At 67.1% G+C, this 21,566-nt stretch carries 17 protein-coding genes; 11 read left to right on the forward strand and 6 right to left on the reverse strand.

Annotated elements, in window-relative coordinates:
* The first annotated feature begins 39 nt into the window (after positions 1–39).
* From HLH35_RS08635 to HLH35_RS08650, 4 genes are all read left to right on the forward strand, one after another.
* Positions 40–1,485 carry an NAD-dependent succinate-semialdehyde dehydrogenase gene (locus tag HLH35_RS08635; protein WP_182978768.1) on the forward strand — a complete coding sequence of 482 codons (1,446 nt, stop codon included), beginning with the start codon at positions 40–42 and terminating at the stop codon, positions 1,483–1,485.
* Positions 1,475–2,305, forward strand: a complete 831-nt coding sequence (locus HLH35_RS08640; protein ID WP_182978769.1) for a nitroreductase family protein — start codon at positions 1,475–1,477, stop codon at positions 2,303–2,305. Before HLH35_RS08635 ends, HLH35_RS08640 begins: the two co-directional genes overlap by 11 nt.
* 107 nt (positions 2,306–2,412) lie before the next feature.
* Positions 2,413–3,189: a class A beta-lactamase gene (bla, locus tag HLH35_RS08645; RefSeq protein WP_338029324.1), complete on the forward strand. Its 777-nt coding sequence runs from the start codon at positions 2,413–2,415 to the stop codon at positions 3,187–3,189.
* A gap of 143 nt (positions 3,190–3,332) precedes the next feature.
* Positions 3,333–4,427, forward strand: coding sequence for a branched-chain amino acid aminotransferase (locus tag HLH35_RS08650; protein WP_182978771.1), 1,095 nt, complete (start codon positions 3,333–3,335; stop codon positions 4,425–4,427).
* A gap of 75 nt (positions 4,428–4,502) precedes the next feature.
* Here the strand turns inward: HLH35_RS08650 and HLH35_RS08655 are convergent, their stop codons facing one another.
* The 3 genes from HLH35_RS08655 to HLH35_RS08665 form a co-directional block, all read right to left on the reverse strand.
* Positions 4,503–4,856, reverse strand: a complete 354-nt coding sequence (locus tag HLH35_RS08655) for a RidA family protein (protein ID WP_182978772.1) — start codon at positions 4,854–4,856, stop codon at positions 4,503–4,505.
* Between the two features lie 73 nt (positions 4,857–4,929).
* The gene (locus tag HLH35_RS08660) at positions 4,930–6,246 is read right to left on the reverse strand and encodes a cytochrome c peroxidase (protein ID WP_182978773.1); all 1,317 of its coding nucleotides are present in this window, start codon (positions 6,244–6,246) and stop codon (positions 4,930–4,932) included.
* Between the two features lie 110 nt (positions 6,247–6,356).
* The gene (locus tag HLH35_RS08665; RefSeq protein ID WP_182978774.1) at positions 6,357–8,006 is read right to left on the reverse strand and encodes a phospholipase C; all 1,650 of its coding nucleotides are present in this window, start codon (positions 8,004–8,006) and stop codon (positions 6,357–6,359) included.
* Positions 8,007–8,313: 307 nt separating this feature from the next.
* Between HLH35_RS08665 and adhP the strand changes: the two genes are divergently transcribed.
* The 6 genes from adhP (at position 8,314) to HLH35_RS08695 (ending at position 14,361) form a co-directional block, all read left to right on the forward strand.
* Positions 8,314–9,342: an alcohol dehydrogenase AdhP gene (gene adhP, locus HLH35_RS08670; protein ID WP_182978775.1), complete on the forward strand. Its 1,029-nt coding sequence runs from the start codon at positions 8,314–8,316 to the stop codon at positions 9,340–9,342.
* Positions 9,343–9,431: 89 nt separating this feature from the next.
* Complete coding sequence (locus tag HLH35_RS08675) at positions 9,432–10,856, forward strand: M20 family metallopeptidase (protein WP_182978776.1); 1,425 nt, start codon at positions 9,432–9,434, stop codon at positions 10,854–10,856.
* Positions 10,857–11,154: 298 nt separating this feature from the next.
* Positions 11,155–12,756: a flavin monoamine oxidase family protein gene (locus HLH35_RS08680; protein ID WP_182978777.1), complete on the forward strand. Its 1,602-nt coding sequence runs from the start codon at positions 11,155–11,157 to the stop codon at positions 12,754–12,756.
* Positions 12,756–13,175, forward strand: a complete 420-nt coding sequence (locus HLH35_RS08685; RefSeq protein WP_182978778.1) for a c-type cytochrome — start codon at positions 12,756–12,758, stop codon at positions 13,173–13,175. Before HLH35_RS08680 ends, HLH35_RS08685 begins: the two co-directional genes overlap by 1 nt.
* Positions 13,176–13,182: 7 nt before the next feature.
* Entirely contained in the window at positions 13,183–13,692 is a 510-nt protein-coding gene (locus HLH35_RS08690; RefSeq protein WP_182978779.1) for a RidA family protein, read from the forward strand.
* A 171-nt stretch (positions 13,693–13,863) separates the two neighbouring features.
* Positions 13,864–14,361, forward strand: a complete 498-nt coding sequence (locus tag HLH35_RS08695; protein ID WP_182978780.1) for an HD domain-containing protein — start codon at positions 13,864–13,866, stop codon at positions 14,359–14,361.
* Positions 14,362–14,556: 195 nt separating this feature from the next.
* Here HLH35_RS08695 and HLH35_RS08700 read toward each other — a convergent pair whose 3' ends face one another.
* The 3 genes from HLH35_RS08700 to HLH35_RS08710 all read right to left on the reverse strand — a co-directional run bounded on the left by HLH35_RS08700 (position 14,557) and on the right by HLH35_RS08710 (position 19,950).
* A complete protein-coding gene (locus HLH35_RS08700; protein WP_182978781.1) occupies positions 14,557–16,209 on the reverse strand; it encodes a S10 family peptidase in 1,653 nt (550 codons plus the stop codon).
* 16 nt (positions 16,210–16,225) lie between these two features.
* Positions 16,226–17,005 (reverse strand): MBL fold metallo-hydrolase, encoded by a 780-nt coding sequence (locus tag HLH35_RS08705; protein WP_246384963.1) that lies wholly within the window; start codon positions 17,003–17,005, stop codon positions 16,226–16,228.
* Positions 17,006–17,136: 131 nt separating this feature from the next.
* On the reverse strand, positions 17,137–19,950 hold the full coding sequence (locus HLH35_RS08710; protein WP_182978782.1) for a phosphoenolpyruvate carboxylase: 2,814 nt from the start codon (positions 19,948–19,950) through the stop codon (positions 17,137–17,139).
* 185 nt (positions 19,951–20,135) lie between these two features.
* Between HLH35_RS08710 and HLH35_RS08715 the strand changes: the two genes are divergently transcribed.
* Positions 20,136–21,449, forward strand: a complete 1,314-nt coding sequence (locus tag HLH35_RS08715; protein WP_182978783.1) for a DUF445 domain-containing protein — start codon at positions 20,136–20,138, stop codon at positions 21,447–21,449.
* The last annotated feature ends 117 nt before the right edge of the window (positions 21,450–21,566 follow it).

The raw sequence follows: 21,566 nt of genomic DNA on the forward strand, positions 1-21,566 counted from the left end.
TCCCGCGCCAATTCGTCCAATTGTTGGAGGCCCCCTGACATGTCGTCTTATCCGGATACCTTGCTGTTTATCGACGGCCAGTGGACCGCGGCGCGGGACGGGCGGTTTATCGACGTCGTCAACCCCGCGACCGAGCAGGTGATCGGGCGCGTGGCCCATGCCGGCCAGCCCGACCTGGCTGCCGCCGTGGCGGCTGCCGAACGCGGTTTCGCGCTCTGGAGCCGCATGTCGGTGTTCGAGCGCTATCGGATCATGCGTCAGGCGGCGACGCTGCTGCGGGGGCGCGTGGACGAGATTGCTCCGGTCCTGACCCAGGAACAGGGCAAGCCGCTGGCCGAAGCACGGACGGAATTGCTGGGGGCGGCGGATACGATCGACTGGCTGGCCGAGGAAGGGCGCCGGGCCTATGGACGGCTGATCCCGTCGCGGGCCGTGGGGGTGAGCCAGGCGGTGATCCGCAGCCCGGTCGGGCCGGTGGCGGCGTTCTCGCCCTGGAATTTCCCGGTCAATCAGGTGGTGCGCAAGGTCGGCGCAGCGCTGGCGACCGGCTGTTCGATCATCGTCAAGGCCGCCGAGGAAACGCCGGCCTCGCCGGCCGCGCTGATCCGGGCCTTTGCCGATGCCGGGGTGCCGGCGGGGGTGATCGGGCTGGTCTATGGCACGCCGTCGGAGATCTCGGAGACGCTGATCGCCCATCCGGCGATCCGCAAGGTGACGTTCACGGGCTCGACTGCGGTGGGCAAGATGCTGGCCGCGCTGGCCGGGTCGCACATGAAGCGCGCGACGATGGAACTGGGCGGCCATGGGCCGGCCATTATCTGCGCCGATGCCGATATCGACCATGCGGCGGCGACGCTGGCGGCGGCGAAGTTCCGTAATGCCGGGCAGGTCTGCGTCTCGCCCACCCGTTTTCTGGTGGAACGTCCGGTTTTCGGCCGGTTCGTGGAGCGGTTCGCTGCCGTGGCCAAGGAGATTCGGGTGGGCGACGGGTTGCAGCCCGATACAAGAATGGGCCCGCTGGCCAATGTCCGGCGGGTGGATGCGATGGAAAGCCTGATCGGCGATGCGACGGCCAAGGGGGCGAAGATCGTGACCGGCGGGCAGCGGATCGGCAATGCCGGCTATTTCTTCGCGCCGACGGTGCTGACCGAGTTGAGCACCGACATGCGCATCATGAACGAGGAACCGTTCGGCCCGGTGGCGCTGATGAACCCGTTCGATACGCTGGACGAGGCGCTGGCCGAGGCCAATCGCCTGCCATACGGGCTGGCGGCCTATGCCTTTACCGGTGCCGCCCCCACGGCCGCCCGCCTGCGCGATGAGGTGCGGGCCGGGATGCTGACGGTCAATCATCTGGGGCTGGCGCTGCCGGAAGTGCCGTTCGGGGGGATTGGTGATTCCGGCTACGGCTCGGAAGGCGGCAGCGAGGCGCTGGATGCCTATCTGGACACCCGATTCGTGACGATCCGCGACTATGCTGTCTGACGCTGCCAGTCTGGCGGCGCTGTGGGCGGCGCGTTACCGCGCGGGAATGGCGCCGGGCGGCCTGCCGGACGAGGCGATGCTCCGCCATCTGATGGCGCATCGTTCGGTGCGGGCCTATCGGCCCGATCCGGTCCCGGAGAGCGTGCTGGACGGGGCGGTGGCGGCTGCCCAGTCGGCTTCGACTTCGTCGAACCTTCAGGTGTGGAGCGTGGTGGCGGTCAAGGATGCCGAGCGGCGCGGGCGGCTGGCGGAACTGGCAGGTGGGCAGGCGCATATTCGCCAGGCCCCGCTGTTTCTGGCGTGGCTGGTCGATCTGTCGCGGCTGGCGCGGATGGGTGAGGCCCGGGCCCATGCCACCGAAGGGCTGGATTATCTGGAAACCTTTCTTGTGGGCGTCGTCGATGCGACGCTGGCGGCGCAGAATGCCGCCGCCTTTCTGGAAGCCCAGGGGCTGGGGATCGTCTATATTGGGGGGCTGCGCAACCATCCCGAACAGGTGGCGCGCGAACTGGGGCTGCCGGATCGCTGCATGGCGGTCTTTGGCATGTGCGTCGGCCATCCGGACCCGGACCGGCCCGCCGCGATCAAGCCGCGCCTGCCGCAATCGGTCGTGCTGCATCGCGAGCGTTACGATATCGCAGGCGAGGGTGAGGCGATCGGCCGGTATGACGGGGCCGACGAGGCTTTTCAGTGCGAGCAGGGGCTGGCGCCCCGTGCGTGGTCGGACGTCATGCTGCGCCGCGTCGCCGGTCCGCAATCGCTGAGCGGACGCGACCGACTGCGTGAGGCGCTGGATGTGCTGGGATTTGCGCTGCGATAAGGGCCGGACCTGACGGGGTGACACGTATGCAACGCCGCGCTTTTCTTCAATCTGCTTCGGCCCTGTTCGTTTCTCCGGCTTCCGCGCGGACGCCGGCGCCCGGTCCGATTGCGGCGTATGAGCAGGCGACCGGTGGGCGGGCTGGCGTTTTTGCCGCGAATGTCTCCAGCGGAAAGACATTTTCCTGGCGGCAGAACGAACGGTTCGTCATGTGCAGCACGTTCAAGGCGTCGCTGGCGGCGTGCATGCTGGCGCGTGTCGACCAGGGCACGGCGGATTTGGATGAGGTCATCGCCTTTACGGCTGCGGACATGGGGACGATGTATGCCCCGGTCGCAAAGGCGAATCTGGGCCGGGGGGCCCTGTCGGTGCGCGAGATGTGCGCCGGGGCGGTCGAATTCAGCGACAATGTCTGCGCCAACAAGCTGCTGGCGCGTGTCGGCGGTCCGGCTGCGTTGACGCGTTTCTGGCGGGCGATTGGCGACGATGTGACGCGCCTTGACGATATCGAGCCCTATCTCAACCGCACACCGCTGGGGGGTGTGCGCAACACGACGACCCCCCTGGCGATGGCCGGGATCGCGCGGCGGCTTGTCCTGGGCGACGTGCTGTCGGACGGGTCGCGCGCCACGCTGAAGAGTTGGCTGGTCAATTGCCAGACCGGAAAGAACCGGCTGCGCGCGGGACTGCCCGGCGATTGGGTCGTGGGGGACAAGACGGGGAATAACGGCAGGGATATTGCCGGTGATATCGCCATCGGGTGGCCCGGGACGGGTGGGCCGGTGATCATGGTCGTCTATACGCGTGGCGGTAATCCGACCGATGCGCAGTTTGCCGATGTGTTCGCGGGGATTGGCCGGCATGTGGCGGCGAGCCTGTCGTAACCGCTCGCGGGCCTGATGCGTGGGGCGCGGACTTGACGCGCCGCTTGATCTGGGGACTCTGGCCGGTCGGGACGTGCCGTGGGGCGCGTGCCTGTTGCGTCGTGCATGCGGCACGGAGCGTTTCGTCGTGAGAGAGCAGGATCATGGATAGCGCCGATCAATTCCGTTTCACGCATATTCCGCACCCCGCGCCGGTATCGGTCGCACAGCGTGTGGAACTGCTGGCCAATCCGGGGTTCGGCCGCGTCTTTACCGACCACATGGCGGTGATCCGCTACAAGGAAGGGCAGGGCTGGCATAATCCGACGATCGAGGCGCGGGCGCCGATCGCGCTCGATCCGGCTGCTGCGGTGCTGCATTACGCGCAGGAGATCTTCGAGGGCATGAAGGCCTATCGCGCTGCCGATGGCGGCGTGGTGATGTTCCGCCCCGATGCCAATGCCCGCCGCTTCCGCCAGTCGGCCGAGCGCATGGCGATGGCGGAGGTGCCCGAGGCGCTGTTCCTGGAGGCGGTGCGCGAACTGGTGAAGGTCGATCGCGACTGGATTCCGTCGGGGGAGAGCGCCAGCCTGTATCTGCGGCCCTTCATGATCGCGAATGAAGCCTTTCTGGGCGTGAAGCCCTCGTCGGAATATCTGTTCATCGTCATCGCCTCGCCCGTTGGCGCGTATTTCAGCGGCGGTGCGGTGTCGGTGTGGGTGTCCGAGGATTATACGCGCGCGGCCCCCGGTGGCACGGGTGCGGCCAAGTGCGGCGGCAATTATGCTGCCAGCCTGCTGGCCCAGCGCGAGGCGAAGGCGCAGAATTGCGACCAGGTGCTGTTCCTGGATGCCGCCGAGCATCGGTGGATCGAGGAGATGGGTGGCATGAACATCTTCTTCGTGATGGATGACGGCACGCTGGTCACGCCGCCGCTGGGGGGCACGATCCTGCCCGGTATCACCCGTGATGCGCTGCTGACGCTGGCGCGCGACAAGGGGCTGACGGTGCGCGAGGAACGCTACAGCATCGAGCAATGCTATGAGGACGCGGCCAGCGGACGCCTGGTGGAGGCCTTTGCCTGCGGCACGGCGGCGGTGGTGACCTCGATCGGCCGTTTCCGTGGGCAGCGCGGGGAGATCGTGATCGGTGCCGGCAATGGGGCCGATCCGGTGACCGAAGGGCTGCGTGATGCGCTGATCGGCATTCAGCGCGGTCAGCGCCCGGACCCCTATGGCTGGGTTCAGCGCGTCGACTGATTGACGCTAAGGGCGGGGCCTTCAGCCCCGCCTTGCCGGGCTCCAAGGGGCAGAGCCCCTTGGAGCCCGCGCGGCTCAGGGCAATGCCGCGATACCGGTCAACTCGACGCGCCAGGCCGGGTCGGCCAGACGGGCTTCGACGGTCGCGCGGGCCGGTTTGTTGCCGTGGTCCAGCCATTTGTCCCAGGCGCGGTTCATGTCCGCCAGATCGTCCATGTCGGCCAGGAAGATCTGGACCGACAGCAGGCGGCTCTTGTCCGTGCCGGCTTCGGCCAGAAGGGCATCGACCTGGTGCAGGATATCGGTCATCTGCACTGCGGCATCCTGCGACGGATCATCGGCGACCTGTCCGGCCAGATAGACCAGCCCGTTATGGATCGTTGCGCCGCACAGGCGGGTTTCGGGTTGCAGGCGGGTAATCGGACTCATGGCCGGTCTCTCTGTTCGTGGGGCGATGGAACGGACGATAGAATAACACACGCGCCTGTGACAGGGTTGGCCCTCAGCGTGCCGGCCGATCGGTCAGCATGTGCAGGAAGGCGATGATGTCCTGCCGTTCACGCGGGGTCAGGGCCGGTGCGTCGCCCGGGTGGCGGTCGAAGGGGGCATCCGTGACGTCGAGATTGGGGCGGTAGGGGGGCGGCAGGTCGTCATATCGCAGGACCTGGCCGTCGGTACCCCTGGGGTAGATCCGGTCGGGGGTGGTGTCGCGCAGCATGTAGAAATCCAGAACCTGGTCCAGTGTGCGATAGACGCCATTATGGAAAAAGGCATGTCTGGTGGCGCTGTTGCGCAAGGTCGGTGTGATGAACAGGCCGCACATGTCGGCGCGGGTTGCCATGTCGGTGCGGACCGGCCCGCAGAGGCCCAGATCGTGGAATGAAGGGTCGCGATTGGCGGACAGGGCGCGGTTGCGCGGAACGCCCAGCGCCTCGAACTGATGGTCGGTCAGGAGCGGGGGCGTGCCGTCTGGGCCTGGACGGTCCGGGTGGCAGGCCGCGCAATTGCCCTTTGCCGGGTCGTTGAACAGCAGGTAGCCCCGGCGCTGGGCGGGCGTCATGCGGCGGTGGCCTTCCAGCCAATCGTCGAACGGGCTGGCATAGGGGTGGAAGGACGGGTCCTCGATCTGATAGCGCGCGATGGCGAACAGGGCTTCGGAGAGCAGCAGATTGTCCGAACTGGCGACGGCGGGGCCGCCCAGGCGGCGCAGCATGGGGGCGTAGGGGCCGTGCGTCAGGCGGGCCAGGACGACGGCGCGGCTGGAGGCCATTTCGTCGGGATTGAAGAGGGGGCCGTCGGCCTGCTGTTGCAGGGTATCGGCGCGGCCGTCCCAGAACAGGCCGCCCTGAGGGACCAGATTGGTGGCGGAGGCGGTGGTGTTCTGCGCGGTCTTGGCGCCGTGGGGGCCGATGGCGGTGGTCGACGGTGTGGCGGCGGATTCGGTTTCGGCGTCATCGGGACCGATGCTGAAGCCGGGGCGGGTTTCCAGATAGGTCAGGGTCGGGACCGCGCGCAGTCCGTCGCGTGTCAGGCTGGTGCCGCCCAGCGCCACGGCGGCAGAGCCCGCGGGTGCGTAATGATGGGCGGGGTCGTGGCAGGAGGCGCAGGATTGCCGCCCCGATCCGGACAGGGCGGGATCGTGGAACAGGCTGCGCCCCACTTGCGCCATTGCCGAGAGCGGGGCGACGGGTGGGCGATGCAGCGTGACGGGGCAGGGGTTGCTGCCGTTGGGCGCCGGCAGGCAGGCGGCCGATGGCGCTCCGGCGGCGAGAGCCGGTGTGGCCAGAAGCGCCAGGAATGCGAATATCTTAAAAATCATTGGTGAATATCGAGATATTTCCCGAAACCGGCGATGCCCATAACCCCAGGGGTGAAGGGGACGACTGTCCCCTTCCGGGTGCAGGGCAGAGCCCTGCATACTCCATGTTCCTAACGCGCAACCGGCTCGCCGGTCCGAGGATTCAGCAGCAGGCGGCCGATCCGAGGCGGCTGGGTGAAATCGAACAGGTCGCGCAGGTCGGCGGCGTCGGCGTCGAAGGAGCCGCCGCCCAGACGCGCGCCGTGCAGCCAGTTATCCTCGATGAAGCGGGCGACTGAGCTTTGGGTCAGCAGGACGTGGCTGACATGGTTGGTCTTTGCCCATGGCGAGACGACCAGCAGCGGGATGCGGGTGCCGGGGCCGCAGCGGCCGTTGACGGGGCGGCCATCGACGCCCATCGGGCGGGGGGCGCTGCCGCAGCGGCCCGGGCCGTCCAGTTGGTCGGCCTCCGGATCGCTCGAAGAACGGGTGGGGGGGACGAAGGCGTGGTCGTACCAGCCATCGGAATCGTCCCAGGCGATGATGATGGCGGTGTCGCGCCATTCCGGCCGCTGCTGCACCATGTTGACGATCTGGACCAGGCCCTGCTGTTCGTCCAGCGGGTCGGAATAGCCGGCATGGCCATCCTGATAGGCTGGGAGCTTGAGGAACGAGACGGCAGGCAGGTTGCCCGCGCGCAGGGCGGTGGTGAAGTCGCGCAAATCATATTCATGATTGGCCGGATCGCGCGTGACGCCGTCGGCGGCGAAGGTGTGGCCGATGGATGCGACCGAAGCCGGGCGGGCATGGGTCGGGTTGGCGGTGCTGGGGAAATACTGGAACCAGTTATGGTGGGGGATGTAGTCGGTGATCGTCTCGCCGACCACGGGCGAGGGGGTGGAGCGGGCGCATCCGGTCGTGCCGTTCGGGTTGCGCGTGCCCAGGTCAAAGCCGCCCATGAAGCCGCCCCAGGTGATGCCGGCCTGGTTCAGCAGGTCGCCGACATTGCGCCCGCGCATCGTGACCTGGTTGCCGGGCACCGAGCAGACATCATAGGCCGGGTCGATGTCGTTGATCATCGTCCAGCCGCCCTGGCCGTCGGCGATATAGGGGGTGGCGGCGTGTCTGGTGGCCGGTTTCTGCGAGGTCTTGACGATCTGCATGCCGCCGGTCTGGCCGGAGACCACTTCCAGCGCGCCGGGGGTGGAGGGGCCGTACGTGTCGGTATAGGTGGCGTCGCTCATGGCGAAATGCTGGGCGTATTGCCATAGGGCGGTGACGGTGTTGCCATCGAAATAGCCCATCACCTGGCCGCGCGTGGCGAAGGCGCCCACGCCGCCGGGGGTGCCGCGCCCGGTATGGAGGGGGAACAGGTCGGCCTTGCCGCCATGATAGGCCTTCTGTTCGGCGGTGTAGGCGTGGTTCTGGTCGGCGGTGGCGGCCTGGGTGCGGTCCAGGCGGAAGGGCAGGCTGGCGTCGGGGCCGTTGGCGGGGCCGGCATTGGGGTTGCTGGTCAGCAGCCCCGCCGTGACCAGCGTATTGACGGCCGGCGTGTCGGGCCGCGCCGTGAAGGCGGGTTCGCCGGGCGGGTTGGCGGCCTGCGGATAGGTGGCGAAGTAATGGTCGAACGAGACGTTCTCGTCATACACGACGATCAGGTGCCTGATCGGTGTTGCGGTCTCTGTCGCCGGTGCGCTCTGCCGGGGGGCGGCCATGGCGGGCGTGGTGGCCAGCAGGGCCACCAGCGCGCTGGCGAGGCGGACAGGATGGGGGTGAGTCATACCGGGCGCGTATCCTGCTGATGTCGGTTTGGTGGCCGGAGCAGGGGTGAACCGATCGTGCGGGACGATCTCCCCCGGGCCATTGCCGTCCGGCGGCGGCCCCGGCGGTCGGCCCTCGTTCTATAAGGCGTCGTCCGGTCGTTGGCCAGAATGGAACGGAAGCGGAAGAGTGTGAATTCTTGATGATAGGTGCGGGCCCGGGCTGAAGCAGCGGTGTTGACGTAGATCACGTCCCCCCGGCCGCGGGCGGGCTAGCATGACCGACAAGGCGCCCCGTGCGCCGCCCCATGCAATGCGAGGAACGAGCATGACCGGAAAGATGAAGGCTGCCGTCGTCCGTGAATTCGGCAAGCCACTGACGATCGAGGAACTGGATATTCCGACCATCCGCCCCGATCAGATCCTGGTCCGGCTGGATGCGTGCGGTGTGTGCCACACCGACCTGCATGCCGCCCGTGGCGACTGGCCCGTGAAGCCGAAGCCGCCCTTTGTGCCGGGACATGAGGGCGTCGGGCATGTGGTGGCCGTGGGAAGTGCCGTCAAATGGGTGAAGAAAGGCGATGTGGTCGGCGTGCCGTGGCTGTATTCGGCCTGCGGCCATTGCGAGCACTGCCTGGGCGGGTGGGAGACGCTGTGCCCGACGCAGGATGATACCGGCTATACCGTCAACGGGTGCTTTGCCGAATATGTGGTGGCCGACCCGAATTACGTGGCGCATCTGCCGAAGAATATCGACCCGTTGCAGGTCGCGCCGGTGCTGTGCGCCGGGCTGACGGTCTACAAGGGCCTGAAGATGACCGACACAAGGCCCGGCCAGTGGGTCGCGGTGTCAGGGGTTGGCGGGCTGGGCCAGATGGCGGTGCAGTATGGCGTTGCCATGGGCCTGAACGTCATTGCCATCGATATCGACGACGAGAAGCTGCAGACGGCCAAGGTGCTGGGGGCGGCGCTGACCGTGAATGCGCGTTCGGTCGATCCTGCGCCCTATATCCAGTCGCAGGTGGGCGGCGCGCATGGCACGCTGGTCACGGCGGTCTCGCGCTCGGCCTTCGCGCAGGCGATGGGCTTTGCCCGGCGGGGCGGGACGATCGTGCTGAACGGTCTGCCGCCGGGGGAATTCCCGATTTCCATCTTCGACATGGTGATGGCCGGGACCACGGTGCGCGGTTCGATCGTCGGCACGCGGCTGGACATGATCGAAGCCTTGTCCTTCTTCGCCGACGGCAAGGTCAAGACGGTCATCGAGCCCGATCGGCTGGAGAACATCAACCAGATCTTCGCCGATCTCGAGACCGGCAACGTGCACGGGCGCAAGGTGCTCGATCTGCGGGACTGAGCGCGCCTCCCCCCGACGGGACCATGGTGGGGTGGTGTCGTTATGGGCTATGACTCCTCCATCACGGATGGATGGGTTGGGAACGGGCGATGCGAAACAGCGCGCGGATCTGGGAATGTGTCGAGGCGCGCAAGGCGCCGCTGATCGCGTTGAGCGACGCCGTATGGTCGGTGCCGGAGCTGAATTTCGGTGAATTCCGCTCGGTCGCGCTGCATGACGCGGCCCTGGAGCAGGAAGGTTTTCGGGTGACCCGCGATGTGGCGGGGTTGCCGACCGCGATCATGGGCGAGGCCGGGGAAGGCGGGCCGGTGATTGCCTTTCTGGGCGAATATGACGCGCTGCCGGGCCTGAGCCAGCAGGCGGGGGTGATGGAACACCAGCCCCTGGCCGGCGACGGCAACGGGCATGCCTGCGGGCATAATCTGCTGGGTTCGGCGTCGCTTCTGGCGGCGACGGCGCTGAAGGACTGGCTGGCCGAGACCGGGATGCCGGGGCGGGTGCGCTATTATGGCTGCCCGGCCGAGGAAGGTGGTGCCGGCAAGGGCTTCATGGTGCGGGCCGGCGTGTTCGACGACGTCGACGTTGCGATTTCCTGGCATCCTTATGCTTTCGCCACAGTCTTTCCGCCAGCGGCGCTGGCCAACATGCGCCTGGATTTCACCTTCATCGGGCGCTCGGCCCATGCCGCCGCCGCGCCCCATCTGGGCCGCTCGGCGCTGGACGCGGCGGAGTTGATGAATATCGGGGTGAACTACCTGCGCGAGCATATGCTGCCGAGTTCGCGCATCCATTACGCCTATCAGGACGCAGGGGGGGCCGCGCCCAATGTGGTCCAATCGCGGGTGGTCATCCGCTATACCGTCCGCGCGGCGGAGCTGGATGACATGCTGGCCCTGGCCGAGCGCGTGCGCCGCGTGGCCGAGGGGGCCGCGATGATGACCGAAACCCGGGTCGAATGCGAAGTGGTCAGCGGCATGGCGAATCTGCTGCCGAATCCGCCACTGGAAGCGGCGATGCAGGCGAATCTGGAACGGCTGGGTCCGCCGCCCTTTGACGCGGCGGACCGCGCCTTCGGCCGGGAGATGCAGAAGACCTTCACGCAGGAGGACATCGTGGCGGCATTCCGCCAGGTGGGGTTGCCGCCCTCGACCGACCGGCCGCTGTGCGATGTCGTGCTGCCTTATCCGTCGCCGGTCGGGCCGATTCTGCTGGGGTCGACCGATGTGGGGGATGTCAGCTGGACGGTGCCGACCGTCCAGGCGTTCGGTGCGACCTGTGCCATCGGTACGGCGCTGCATTCGTGGCAGATGACGGCGCAGGGTAAATCGTCGGTCGCCCACAAGGGCATGGTCCATGTCGCCAAGGTGATGGCGGCGACGGCGGTGGATGTGCTGTCCGATCCCGAGCTGCTGGCGCAGGCCCGGCGGGACCATGCCGCGCGGCTGGCCGAGCGCCCCTATGTCAGCCCGATGCCGCCGGACCTCATGCCGCCGATTATACGGCAGGATTCCTGACCTATATGGTTTCATGGACGTATTGTAACGATTTTTTTTGTTTCAAAGTTGTATTCAAATCACGCCTTGCTGCGGACGATTTTTTTTCGAGGCCGGAAAGGTCTGGGAAACAAATGATTTTTCGCCGCAAGGGCGTGGAGGATGCTTAACAAATCGTTACGACAGGGGGATCATGTCATTGCTCATATGGGGCAGACCCCTATAACTGGCTTGGTGTTTCTGCCCCCCGGACGGCCGCGCCGCCCGGGGAACGTCCTTGAATGGTAAGGCTTTCTGTCCTGTCTGCTGGGGAAACTTGATGACAAATGCTTTTCGGCGTCCGGTGGCCACCCGCCGCCAGATGCTGACACGAATCGGTATCCTGGGGGGCAGCGCTGCCCTGTACCAGGCCATGACGAGTCTGGGTCATGCCGCGGGAACGGATTTCAAGGGTGCGCCCGCGCTGACGGGCGGCAAGCCCGGCACGAAGGTCCTGGTGCTGGGCGCCGGCCTGGCGGGCATGCTGGCGGCGTATGAACTGCGCAAGGCCGGGTATCAGGTCCAGATCCTGGAATTCCAGGACCGTGCCGGCGGCCGCAACATCTCGCTGCGGGGCGGGGACACGCTGACCGAACTGGGCGGGGCTGTGCAGAAGGTGCAGTTTGCGTCGGGAAACTATATCAATCCCGGCCCGTGGCGGATTCCCTATCATCACCAGGGGCTGCTGCATTACTGCAAGACTTTCGGCGTCGAGCTGGAACCGTTTGTCGAGCTGAATCACAATTCCTGGTTGCATTCCAGCGACGTATTCGACGGCAAGCCCGTCCGCTACCGCGATTACGCGGCGGATTTCACGGGCTTTACGGCGGAGCTGCTGGCCAAGGCCATCGACCAGCACAAGCTGGATGAAGTGATCTCGCCCGACGAGCGCGCGCATGTCGTCTCGGCAATGCGCGGCTGGGGTGGGCTGACGGCCGATGGGGCCTATCGCAAGGGGGCGATCAGCTCGCTGCGCCGTGGCTTCGCCAAGCCGCAGGGTGGCGGGCTGGATGGTGCGCCCGTGCCGTCCGACCTGTTTGCGCGGGACGACGTCATGCGGTCGGGCCTGTGGCAGTGGATGGCGTTCCATGAGCGGCTGGACATGCAGACGACGATGTTCCAGCCGGTGGGCGGCATGGACCAGATCGGCAAGGGCTTCAACCGCCAGGTGCATGACCTGATCACGTTGAACTGCAAGGTGACGGCGATTCATCAGGACGATCGTCATGTGACGGTCACTTACAACGACATGTCCCATGGCGGCGCGGTGCGGCAGGCCGAGGCGGATTATTGCGTCTGCACGATTCCGCTGCCGGTGCTGTCGCAGCTGGACGTGCAGGTCAGCGGCCCGATGAAGGCGGCGATCGCGGCGGTGCCCTATGCGTCATCGGTCAAGCTGGGGCTGGAATTCAAGCGCCGGTTCTGGGAACAGGACGACCAGATCTATGGCGGCATCAGCTTCACCGACCAGCCGATTAGCCAGATCTCGTACCCCAGCCATGGCTATTTCTCGGACGGGCCGGCGGTTCTGCTGGGCGGCTACATGTTCGGGCCGGCGGCGTATGATTTCGCCGGCATGACCCCGGCCGAGCGGCTGGAGCACGGCCTGGCGCAGGGCCAGGTCATTCATGCCAACTACCGCAAGGAGTTCCGCACCGGCGTGTCGATGGCGTGGAGCCGCATGCCCTGGACCCTCGGCTGCTGTTCCATGTGGTCGGAACAGGCGCGCAAGACCCATTACAAGGCACTGTGCGACATCGACAACCGGATCGTGCTGGCCGGCGAGCATGCGTCGCATATCGGCTGCTGGCAGGAAGGCGCCATTCTGTCGTCGCTGGATGCCATCACCCGTCTGCATAAACACGCGCAGGGAGCTGCCTGATGCGGTCCGTATTTCTGCTTCTGGCCGGCCTGGCGGCCGGCGCGTTTCTTGCCCCGCAGGCGCGGGCCGACAGTGCCAGTGCCGTCGTGGGCAAGATGCAGCCGTTGAAGGACGGCGCCGACGTCTACAAGCATGTCTGCCAGAGCTGCCACATGCCCGATGCCAAGGGCGCCGAAGGGGCTGGCGCCCGTTTCCCGGCGCTGGCCGGAAATGCCAAGCTGGCCAGCGCGGACTACCCTGTCTATGTCGTGCTGAACGGTTTCGGCGGCATGCCGTGGTTTTCCGGCATGCTGACCGATCAGCAGGTCGCGGACGTGGTGAATTATATTCGCACCCATTTCGGCAATCATTACACCGACATGGTGAAGCCGTCGGATGTCGCGGCCCAGCATCCGACCATCAGCTCCGAAGAGGATTGACAGGGACATGACGATTTTCAAGACATTCCGCATCGCCGCGCTGGCTTCTGTCCTGGCCGGCGGAGCGGTCTCCGCCGCCGGGGCGGCCGATGTGGTCCGGCATAGCGATCCGGCCGGTCATTTCCCGATCTCCACCGCGATCGAGGTGCCGCCCGGTGCCACGACCATCTATCTGAGCGGCATGGGTGCGCCGCCGGTCGACAAGACGGCCGATCCGAAGACGCTGGCCGCCTATGGCGACACGGAGACCCAGGTGCGCGGCGCGCTGACCCGCATCCAGGGCGAACTGGCCAAGCTGAAGCTGACCATGGGCGATGTCGTCAACATGCACATCTACATGGTCGCCGACCCCAAGCTGGGCAAGATCGACTTTCCGGGGATGATGAAGGCCTACACCGAGTTCTACGGTACGCCGGCCCAGCCGAAGCTGCCGACCCGCTCGGCATTTGAAGTTGCCCATCTGGCCAATCCCGGCTGGCTGGTGGAAATCGAGGTTGTCGCGGTTCGCACCCACTGACGCCGGCCCCCGGGGGCTTGCCCCCCGGGGATACCCGATGATCGGCCCGTGATGGGAACCCGATGATATGTCCGGGCATTAAGAGCCTGATTGGAAACGTATGTCGGATCGCCGCCAGTGCGCAGTTCCAGTCGGCTTCAGGCGGGGATATGTGGCGGGGAGGGCCGACGGGTGACGGATCTGGTAAGGCGCGCGGCAATCTTTGCGACATCGATCCATGCCGCGACCGGTCAGCGCCTGCCTTATACCGACGAGCCGTTTATTGCCCACCCGATGCGCGTCGCCGAACTGGTTGCCGGGACCGGGGCCCGGCCAGAAGTTGTGGCGGCGGCATGGTTGCATGATGTGCTAGAGGATACGCCGGTGACGCTGGAGGAAATCGCCTCGGTCTTCGGGCCGGAGGTGGCGTCTCTGGTGGATATGGCGGCGATGTTGCCTCATTGCCTGGCCGACGACCTGCCGGGAGCGGTCGATCACGCGCAACTGGCCCGGGCTTCGGCCGAGGCGCAGACCATCTGCATTGCCAGCCTGATCGACCATACGACACAGATCCTGCGCTACGAAACCAGGCGGCGCAGCCTTCTGCTGCATGAAAAGCGTGAGATTCTGCGCGGCCTCGGCAAGGGCGATGCCGGGTTATACATGATGGCGGCACTGGTCGTCAGTTGAGGAAGTTTGTAGAGCCGCTTTGCCTACGAACAGTCGGAAGCAGGATCTGTACTGCTGACGGGCGCGCCCGAACAGGAGCGGGGGGCGGAACGAAGACGCGTTCACCGTGACCGGTGGGGCCGCAGGCGGCGGGTCGCGCCGAACCGGCCACGAATTTACGACGTGGCCGGCTGGCGTCAATGAAAATCGCCTGTCTTACGGCGTGGTCGATCCTGCCGCCGGCTGGTTGTCGGTGCGGCGGATGAAGTCGGCGATATTGTCGTGCAGTTCGGTCAGGGCCGGGATGTTGGCGTAGACCATGTGGCCTGACTGGTACTGGCGGAATTCGATATTCTTCTGCAAGGCGGCCGGGATCGGCAGGTGGCGCATTTCGTAGATCCCCTCGTAATACGGGGTCGCCAGGTCGAAATAGCCGGCGTTGAGCATGATCTTCAGCGTCGGGTTGGTCTTCATCGCCTGGGCGAGGTCGGGCATCACGTTGGCCGGGCCGTCGGATTCCGTCGCTTCGGGGCCGCCGGCGGCGTGGTGGAAGTTCCAGTGCTGGATGTCGATTTCCGGACGGTAGGTCAGGCCGTCGCCGTAATTCAGCGTCTTGCGCACATAGTCGTTGAACAGTGACACATAGGCCGAGCTGATGGCGGTCGATTGCGGGTCGTATCCGGCTTCCTCGCTCAGCGGGTCCAGCGCGGGGCCGGAGAAGCGGGTATCCAGCCGGCCGGTCGTCATGCCGTCATCCGATTGCAGGGTCTTGGAGAATTCGCCGCCGTCGATGCGCAACTCGGCACGGCGGATATAGTCTGCGGGCAGGCCGGTATAGGCATGCAGGCGCTCGACGATCCGTGTCCGGTCGGCGTCGGGCAGCCCTGCGCCCTGCTGCAATGCCGCCAGATAATCGGTGCTGGCGAAATGCTCGACCTCGGCCAGGAAGGTTTTGAGATCCGCGGGCTGCTGCGGCAGCTTGTGATGATACCAGGCCGTCGCGGCATAGGTCGGCAGGGCCAGCACGAACGGCTCGTCCATGCCGGGGTTCAGCGCCGGTTCGTCCACACTGTTGTCGTAGCTGAGGATCTGCGACAGCAGGATCACGCCGTTGAAATCGATGTTTTCCTGATTTTGCAGATCGTTGACCAGGACGGCCGAGCGCATGGTGCCGTAGCTTTCGCCGAACAGGTATTTCGGCGAGTTGTAGCGGCCATATTTCGCCAGGAACTGGGTGACGAAGCTGGTAAAGGCCTGGCCGTCGGCATCGACGCCCCAGAACAGCTTTTCCTTGTCCTTGCCGTTGATGCGGCCGAAGCCGGTGCCCGGCGCGTCGACGAACACCAGGTCGGTGACGTCCAGCAGGCTCTGCGGGTTGTCGATCAGCCGGTAGGGGCTGGCGGGGGTGTGGGTGTCGTCGTTCGTCACCACGCGGCGCGGGCCGAAGGCGCCCATATGCAGCCACACCGTGGACGAGCCCGGTCCGCCATTATAGATGAAGGTGACGGGGCGGGATTCCGCCCGGCTGTCCTTGCGGAAATAGGCGACATAGAACATCGATGCCGTGGCATCGGGATTGCCGTCGATGGCATGGGCGTCGCTGCCCGGGGTCTGGTGCTGGACGGTTTCGTCGGAATCGTCCCATCCATGGGGATGGACCACCAGCGTGCCGGCCACGGCCTGGTAGGCGACGGGTTTGCCGTCGATCGTGATCGTGCCGCTGCTGGTCCGTTCGATGGGCTGTGCAGGGTGGGCGGCGTGCGTGGTGTCAGCATGGGCCGTGTCGGGATGGTCGATGGCGGCGCGGGCCGGCGACAGGCCCAGGCAGATGAGCGACGCGGACAGCAGCAGGGACAGGCGTGTGGTCAACGGTTCCTCCGGTTCATCAGGGGCACGGGCGGGCCGGGGCCTGGGAAGGCGGGGGCTCTCCGTGGGCGGTGGTGGCGCGCCAGCCAGCGCGATCGTGAATGGCGCGATCGTCATCACGTAATTTTTCCAGATGCGCCAGCAGATTCAGCTCCGCCGCCCGGCGCAGTGTGGCCGGTATGGCGCGGTAGACACGCCGCATCATCTCTTCGAGCGTCGCGGGACCCTGGTGCAGGGCGGCGAGGATCCTTTCCTCGCGCGACAGGCGATGCGCGATCAGGGCCCGGATGCAGGATTCGGGTGTCGGGATCGGCGGCCCGTGGGCCGGCAGCAGCAGGGACGGTGCCAGGGCATCGATGCGGACCAGACCGTCGAGGAACTGGCGCACCGATCCATCGGGCGCGGGCGGGACCATGGTCGTCGACCAGCCCATGATGTGATCGCCGGTGAAGACGATCCCGTCCGCCGTCAGGAAGCACAGATGGTCGGTCGCATGGCCCGGCGTGTGCAGGGCCGTCAGCCCCGCCACGACCGACCCGTCATCGAGCGCGATGTCGGGCGTGAAGGAGGGGACCGCGCTATGGCGGAAGCCGCAGACCGGTGCGCCCGCCATCTGGCCCAGCGGACGGGCGCCGGTCAGATGGTCGCGGTGGGTGTGGGTCAGCAGGATATGCGTGATCCGCCCGCCAGCCGCTGCGAGGAGGGCTTCGAGATGGGCAGGGTGGTCCGAGCCCGGGTCGATGATGGCCGTGCCGCCGGGGTGATCGACCAGCCAGCTATTGGTGCCATGCCCGGTCATGGGGCCGGGATTGGGGGCGACGACGCGCCGCAGCCCCGGCAGGTGCGCCGCCGCCTGCAGGGGGCGGCCCGTGGGCGGCGGCGGTTCGCGGACCTGCCAGGAGGGGCGTGGGCGGGAGTCGCGCGAAATACTCAGCCGAAGGCTCCGACATGATGCATTACCGCGACGCTGGTTTCGCGCAGCAGATTGAACAGGCGCAGCATGGGCGCGAAGATTTCGGCATGTTCGCGGACATAGGCCCCCTCGGAGCGGGGGCTGTGGTCCTCGTGATAATCCAGTTCGAGCCCGCTGCGCGTGACCGAGGGGAAGACCTGGTCCAACTCACGCAGGGCTGCCGGGATTTCCAGGCACAGCACGCGCGTCGTCAATGCTTCCCGCGAGAAGGCGTTGCGCGGCGAGAAATAGGGGATGCGCGTCGACAGCAGCCAGAGCTGCTCGATCATGGCGATGCGGATGGCGTGCAGGAGCTTTTCCTCGGTGCCCATGGTGGGGGCCTGTGCCCAGGCGCGGCGCAGGGCCAGGTGGTCGGACTGGATGCGGCGGAACATGGCCTGGGTGCTGGCCCAGAAATTCAGCCGCTCCAGCCCCTGCATCAGGGCCAGATAGGCGTCGCGCCGGGCCGGGTCGGTCTCGGCCGTTGCGCGGTTCAGCCACATATCCGGGTCCAGCATGTAGATCACGGCGCGCAGCACCATGTCGTCGGAATGGGCCAGGGCGTGGGCCGCGAAATCCAGCGCGCGGCGAAAGCGCGGGCTGCGGTCGAGGAATTCCTCGAACGTTTCGGGGTGGCGGGCGGAGGCGGTGCCCAGCCCCTGGATGGTGTTGGCGCACCAGCCGAGCTGCTGGAGGATCGCATTGTTGGGGATGGCGCGCAACTGGCTGGGATGGCTGATGCGCGTGGTGGCGGCGCCGGCATCGCTCTGCCGGGCCGAGGGGCGCGATCCGGTCTTGTCGATCAGCGAGGGGCCGAAGGCGCCCAGCAGGGCGGCATAGCCCGGGTCCTCGACCAGGGCCGCCATGCCCGCGCCGATGGTCGAGAAGAAATCGGCGGAAAAATCGGGCTCGTCATAGACCGGGTCGCGGTCGCGGGGCGCGTGGGCGAAGGCATGTTCGGCGATGATGCTGACGGTGGCGTCGGCCAGGGCCTTGGTGCCGAACAGCAGGTAGCCGTCGCCGCCTTGGAAGGCGGTTTCCTCGCGGATATGCAGGCCGGCATCGGCGAAGATGGCGCGTGCCTGCGGCGGCGACAGATAGTCGAGCCGGTCGGCCAGGCGGAACGGGTGGGCGCCGCGGCCGATGCTCTCGCCATGGGTGTCGAACAGGATGACCTCGACCTCCGTCAGGTCCCAGCGCCGCAGGAGGTCGCAGATCTTCAGCCGCAGGCGTTCGATCAGGTAGGTGGCGGCGAGCTGCCCGACATAGCGGCCGGAATCCGAATAGCCGAATTGCAGGCTCATCCGCCCGGTGCGGCGCAGATAGTCGCGCCAGTGGGGGGAGCGCAGGGCCTCTTCGACGATATGGGCGCCGTTTTCCAGCGCCTCCTGCGTTTCGAAGAGCGGCGAGATCTCGACCTGGTCGGCGATGCCGAAAATGCGGGCCAGCCAGAGGGCGGCCAGCAGCGTGTAGCCGCTCTCGGTCTCGGCGATCAGGAAGCGGACCGGGCTCTCATGGTCGATATGGCGGACGATCTGGCGCACCGTCATCATCAGGCGGGCGGCGGTGGCCTGCTCGACCAGTAGCGATCCGAAATCGATCTCGACCGGCTGGGCTTCTTCCAGCGCGTCGTTGATGTGCGTCAGCAGCGCGCGGCGCTGTGACGGGTTTTCCGGGTTGTCCTCGATCCCCAGCCGCTGGCGGGCGACATTGTGGATCTGGGTCGAATTCAGCCGCACATGGGTGTGGGCGGCGCCCATGCCATGGGCCAGCAATCCGGCCCGGGCGACGGACAGGGCCATCCGGTCGTCGGGCGGAGCGGAGTCGATGGCCTCCTGGAACAAGGCGGCCAACTGGCTGGCTGCCGGGATCGCCTCGTCACTGCGGCCGATCAGCACGGCGGCGAAGGCGGCCACGGCTTCGGGCTGAACACTGGTGCCGACCGGGCAGGCTTCGATCTGCGCGGTCACGGCGTCCAGCGCGCGTTCGACCTGCGCATGCAGATCCTGGGCCGGCGGCAGCAGGGGGGCGATCTGCGCGTGCAGCCGTTCCAGTTGCAGCTTCTTCATGCGTAGCCGCAGGCGGATGGTGTCCCACCAGCCGATATCGGTGCGCCCGTCCGTGTCGTAGCCGACCCAACTGGTCAGGATCACCGGGCGGGGGCTGAGGACCGACCATTCATGCGGCCAGCGGGCGCGGGCTTCGGCCAGCAGGGCGCCGGTCAGCCGGTCCACCGCGTCGCGGCCGCGCAGGATCGCGGCCGAGGCGAGGGCGAATTCCTCCTCCAGGGTCGGCGGGGCGGCGCGGCGGTGGGTTTCAAGCTCCGGCAGGGCGGCGGGGGGCGTGGCGTCGGAAGAGGCCATCGTTGCCAGCAGGTCGTAGACCGGATTGGCCAGGGCGAAGGTCGGGTGGGCGGTGAAGACGGCCGCGAAGCGGGAGCGTTCCACGGTCTTGCGGAAGGCGCCGAAGGTGGGCGGCGTGCCGTCCGGCCCTGGTGCGCTGGCCACCGTGCGGGCGACGTCGCGCAGGCGGGTCGCGATCCGCGAATCGTCGGTGCCGTCGACATAGCTGCCCAGGCGCGCGGCCCGGTTGCGAAAGGCGTCGTCGCGCAGATGACGTATCACGCCGTCGAGCATGTCGGTGGTCAGCGTGCCGGCGGTCAGGCGCCGGCCGATTCGGCGGGCCAGCGTGATGATGGGATTGCCCGCGGACAGGTCTTCGGCCCCCGTGACCGATTGCCGTGCGAGGTCGAGCAGCATTTCCGCCGCATCGCTGATGGAGGTGTCGGTCATTAGCTGGCCTGTCTTTTCCGTAGTCATCCGTGCGTCACGCCCCGGCAGCGTTTCATGTTCGCGTTCCCATCGCAATGTCTCGCGGGGCGGATCACGCCGAATTTCGGTCGGCGTGCCCCTGGCGGGACAGCGGGTCGCGCGGGCGGCGCTTGGGTCCGTGCGTGCGGAGTGGTATCGAGCGGGGGATGAATACGAGCCCCGATGCGGAAAATGCCAGGTCCGACGCGGATCGGGCCGCCTGGCGGACATTGCGCCGATATCGCCGCGCGGCCGGCGGCCTGCTGGCCGGCATGGGGGCGGTGACCGTGGCGGCCTACGCCGCGCCGGCCGCCGGCCTGGTGGCCGATGCGCTGTGGCTCGACGTGCTGCGCGCGGGCGCCAAGGCGGGGGTGGTGGGCGGACTGGCGGACTGGTTCGCGGTGACCGCCCTGTTCCGGCGGCCGATGGGCCTGCCGATTCCCCATACCGCCATCCTGCCCGCGCAGAAGGCGCGCCTGGGCGAGGCGCTGGGCCGCTTCGTAGCGACGCATGTCTTTACCGAGGCCGATGTGGCCGCGGCACTTGAGCGGATCGACCTGCCGGGAATCGTGGCCGGGCTGCTGGACGACCCGGCGACCGCCCAGACAGTGTGCCGCACGCTGGCCGGCGCCGCGCCCGCGGTGATGGCGCGGCTGGAGGACGGGCGGGCCGGATCGGCTGTGGCGCGGATGCTGCCGCTGATTCTGGGGGGAGAGGAGGTGGCGCCGGTGGTGGCGCGGACCCTGCGGGCCCTGGTGGAAGGGGATCGGCATCAGGAAGTCCTGTCGTTTCTGCTGGCGCGGATGAAGGACGGGCTGAAAGCCAAGGAAGATTCGCTGCGCGCCATGATCGAGGACCGCGTGCGCGAGCAGGGCGGGCGGATTCTGGGCTGGGCCATCGGCGGCTCGATCGCGACCAAGGTTCTGATCGCGGTCAATCAGGAACTGGATCGGATCGATCCGCAGAATTCGGAGCTGCGCGAGGGGTTTACGACCTGGGTGCGGGGCGAGATCGACCGGATCGAGACCGACCCCGAGCGGCGCCGCGAGATCACGGGTGCGATCGCGGGTGTGATGACCCATGACAGCATTCGCGACTGGGGCGGGGATGTCTGGCGCCGGATGCGGCAGATGATCGAGGCCGACATGGCCTGTCCCGATGGCTGGGCTGCGTCGATCGTGCGGGACACGCTTCAGCGGCTGGCGGACCAGATGCGCACCGACCAGGCCCTGCGTGAGCGCGTGGTCGGGTGGGCACGGCGCATGATCCTGGGCAGCCTGCCCTTTGTGCGCGAGCGGCTGTCGCGCTTCATTGCCGGGGTGGTGGCGGGCTGGGATACCGACATGCTGGTCTCGCGGCTGGAATTGCGGGTGGGCAAGGATCTGCAGTTCGTGCGGCTGAACGGCACGTTGGTCGGCTTTCTGGCCGGGGCCGTGCTGTCGCTGGCGCTATACCTGGTTTTCGGAGCGCAGGTGGGATGATCGGCCTTTGCCATGCGGCCCTGGCGGCCCGGCGTGCGTGGTTTGCACTTGACGCTGGCGCCGTGGGGCATCATCTGGATCGTAAATCAGTACTGAATTGGTCCGCTATGCGGCGGG

This window comes from Gluconacetobacter asukensis (assembly GCF_014174375.1).
Classification (GTDB): domain Bacteria; phylum Pseudomonadota; class Alphaproteobacteria; order Acetobacterales; family Acetobacteraceae; genus Gluconacetobacter; species Gluconacetobacter asukensis.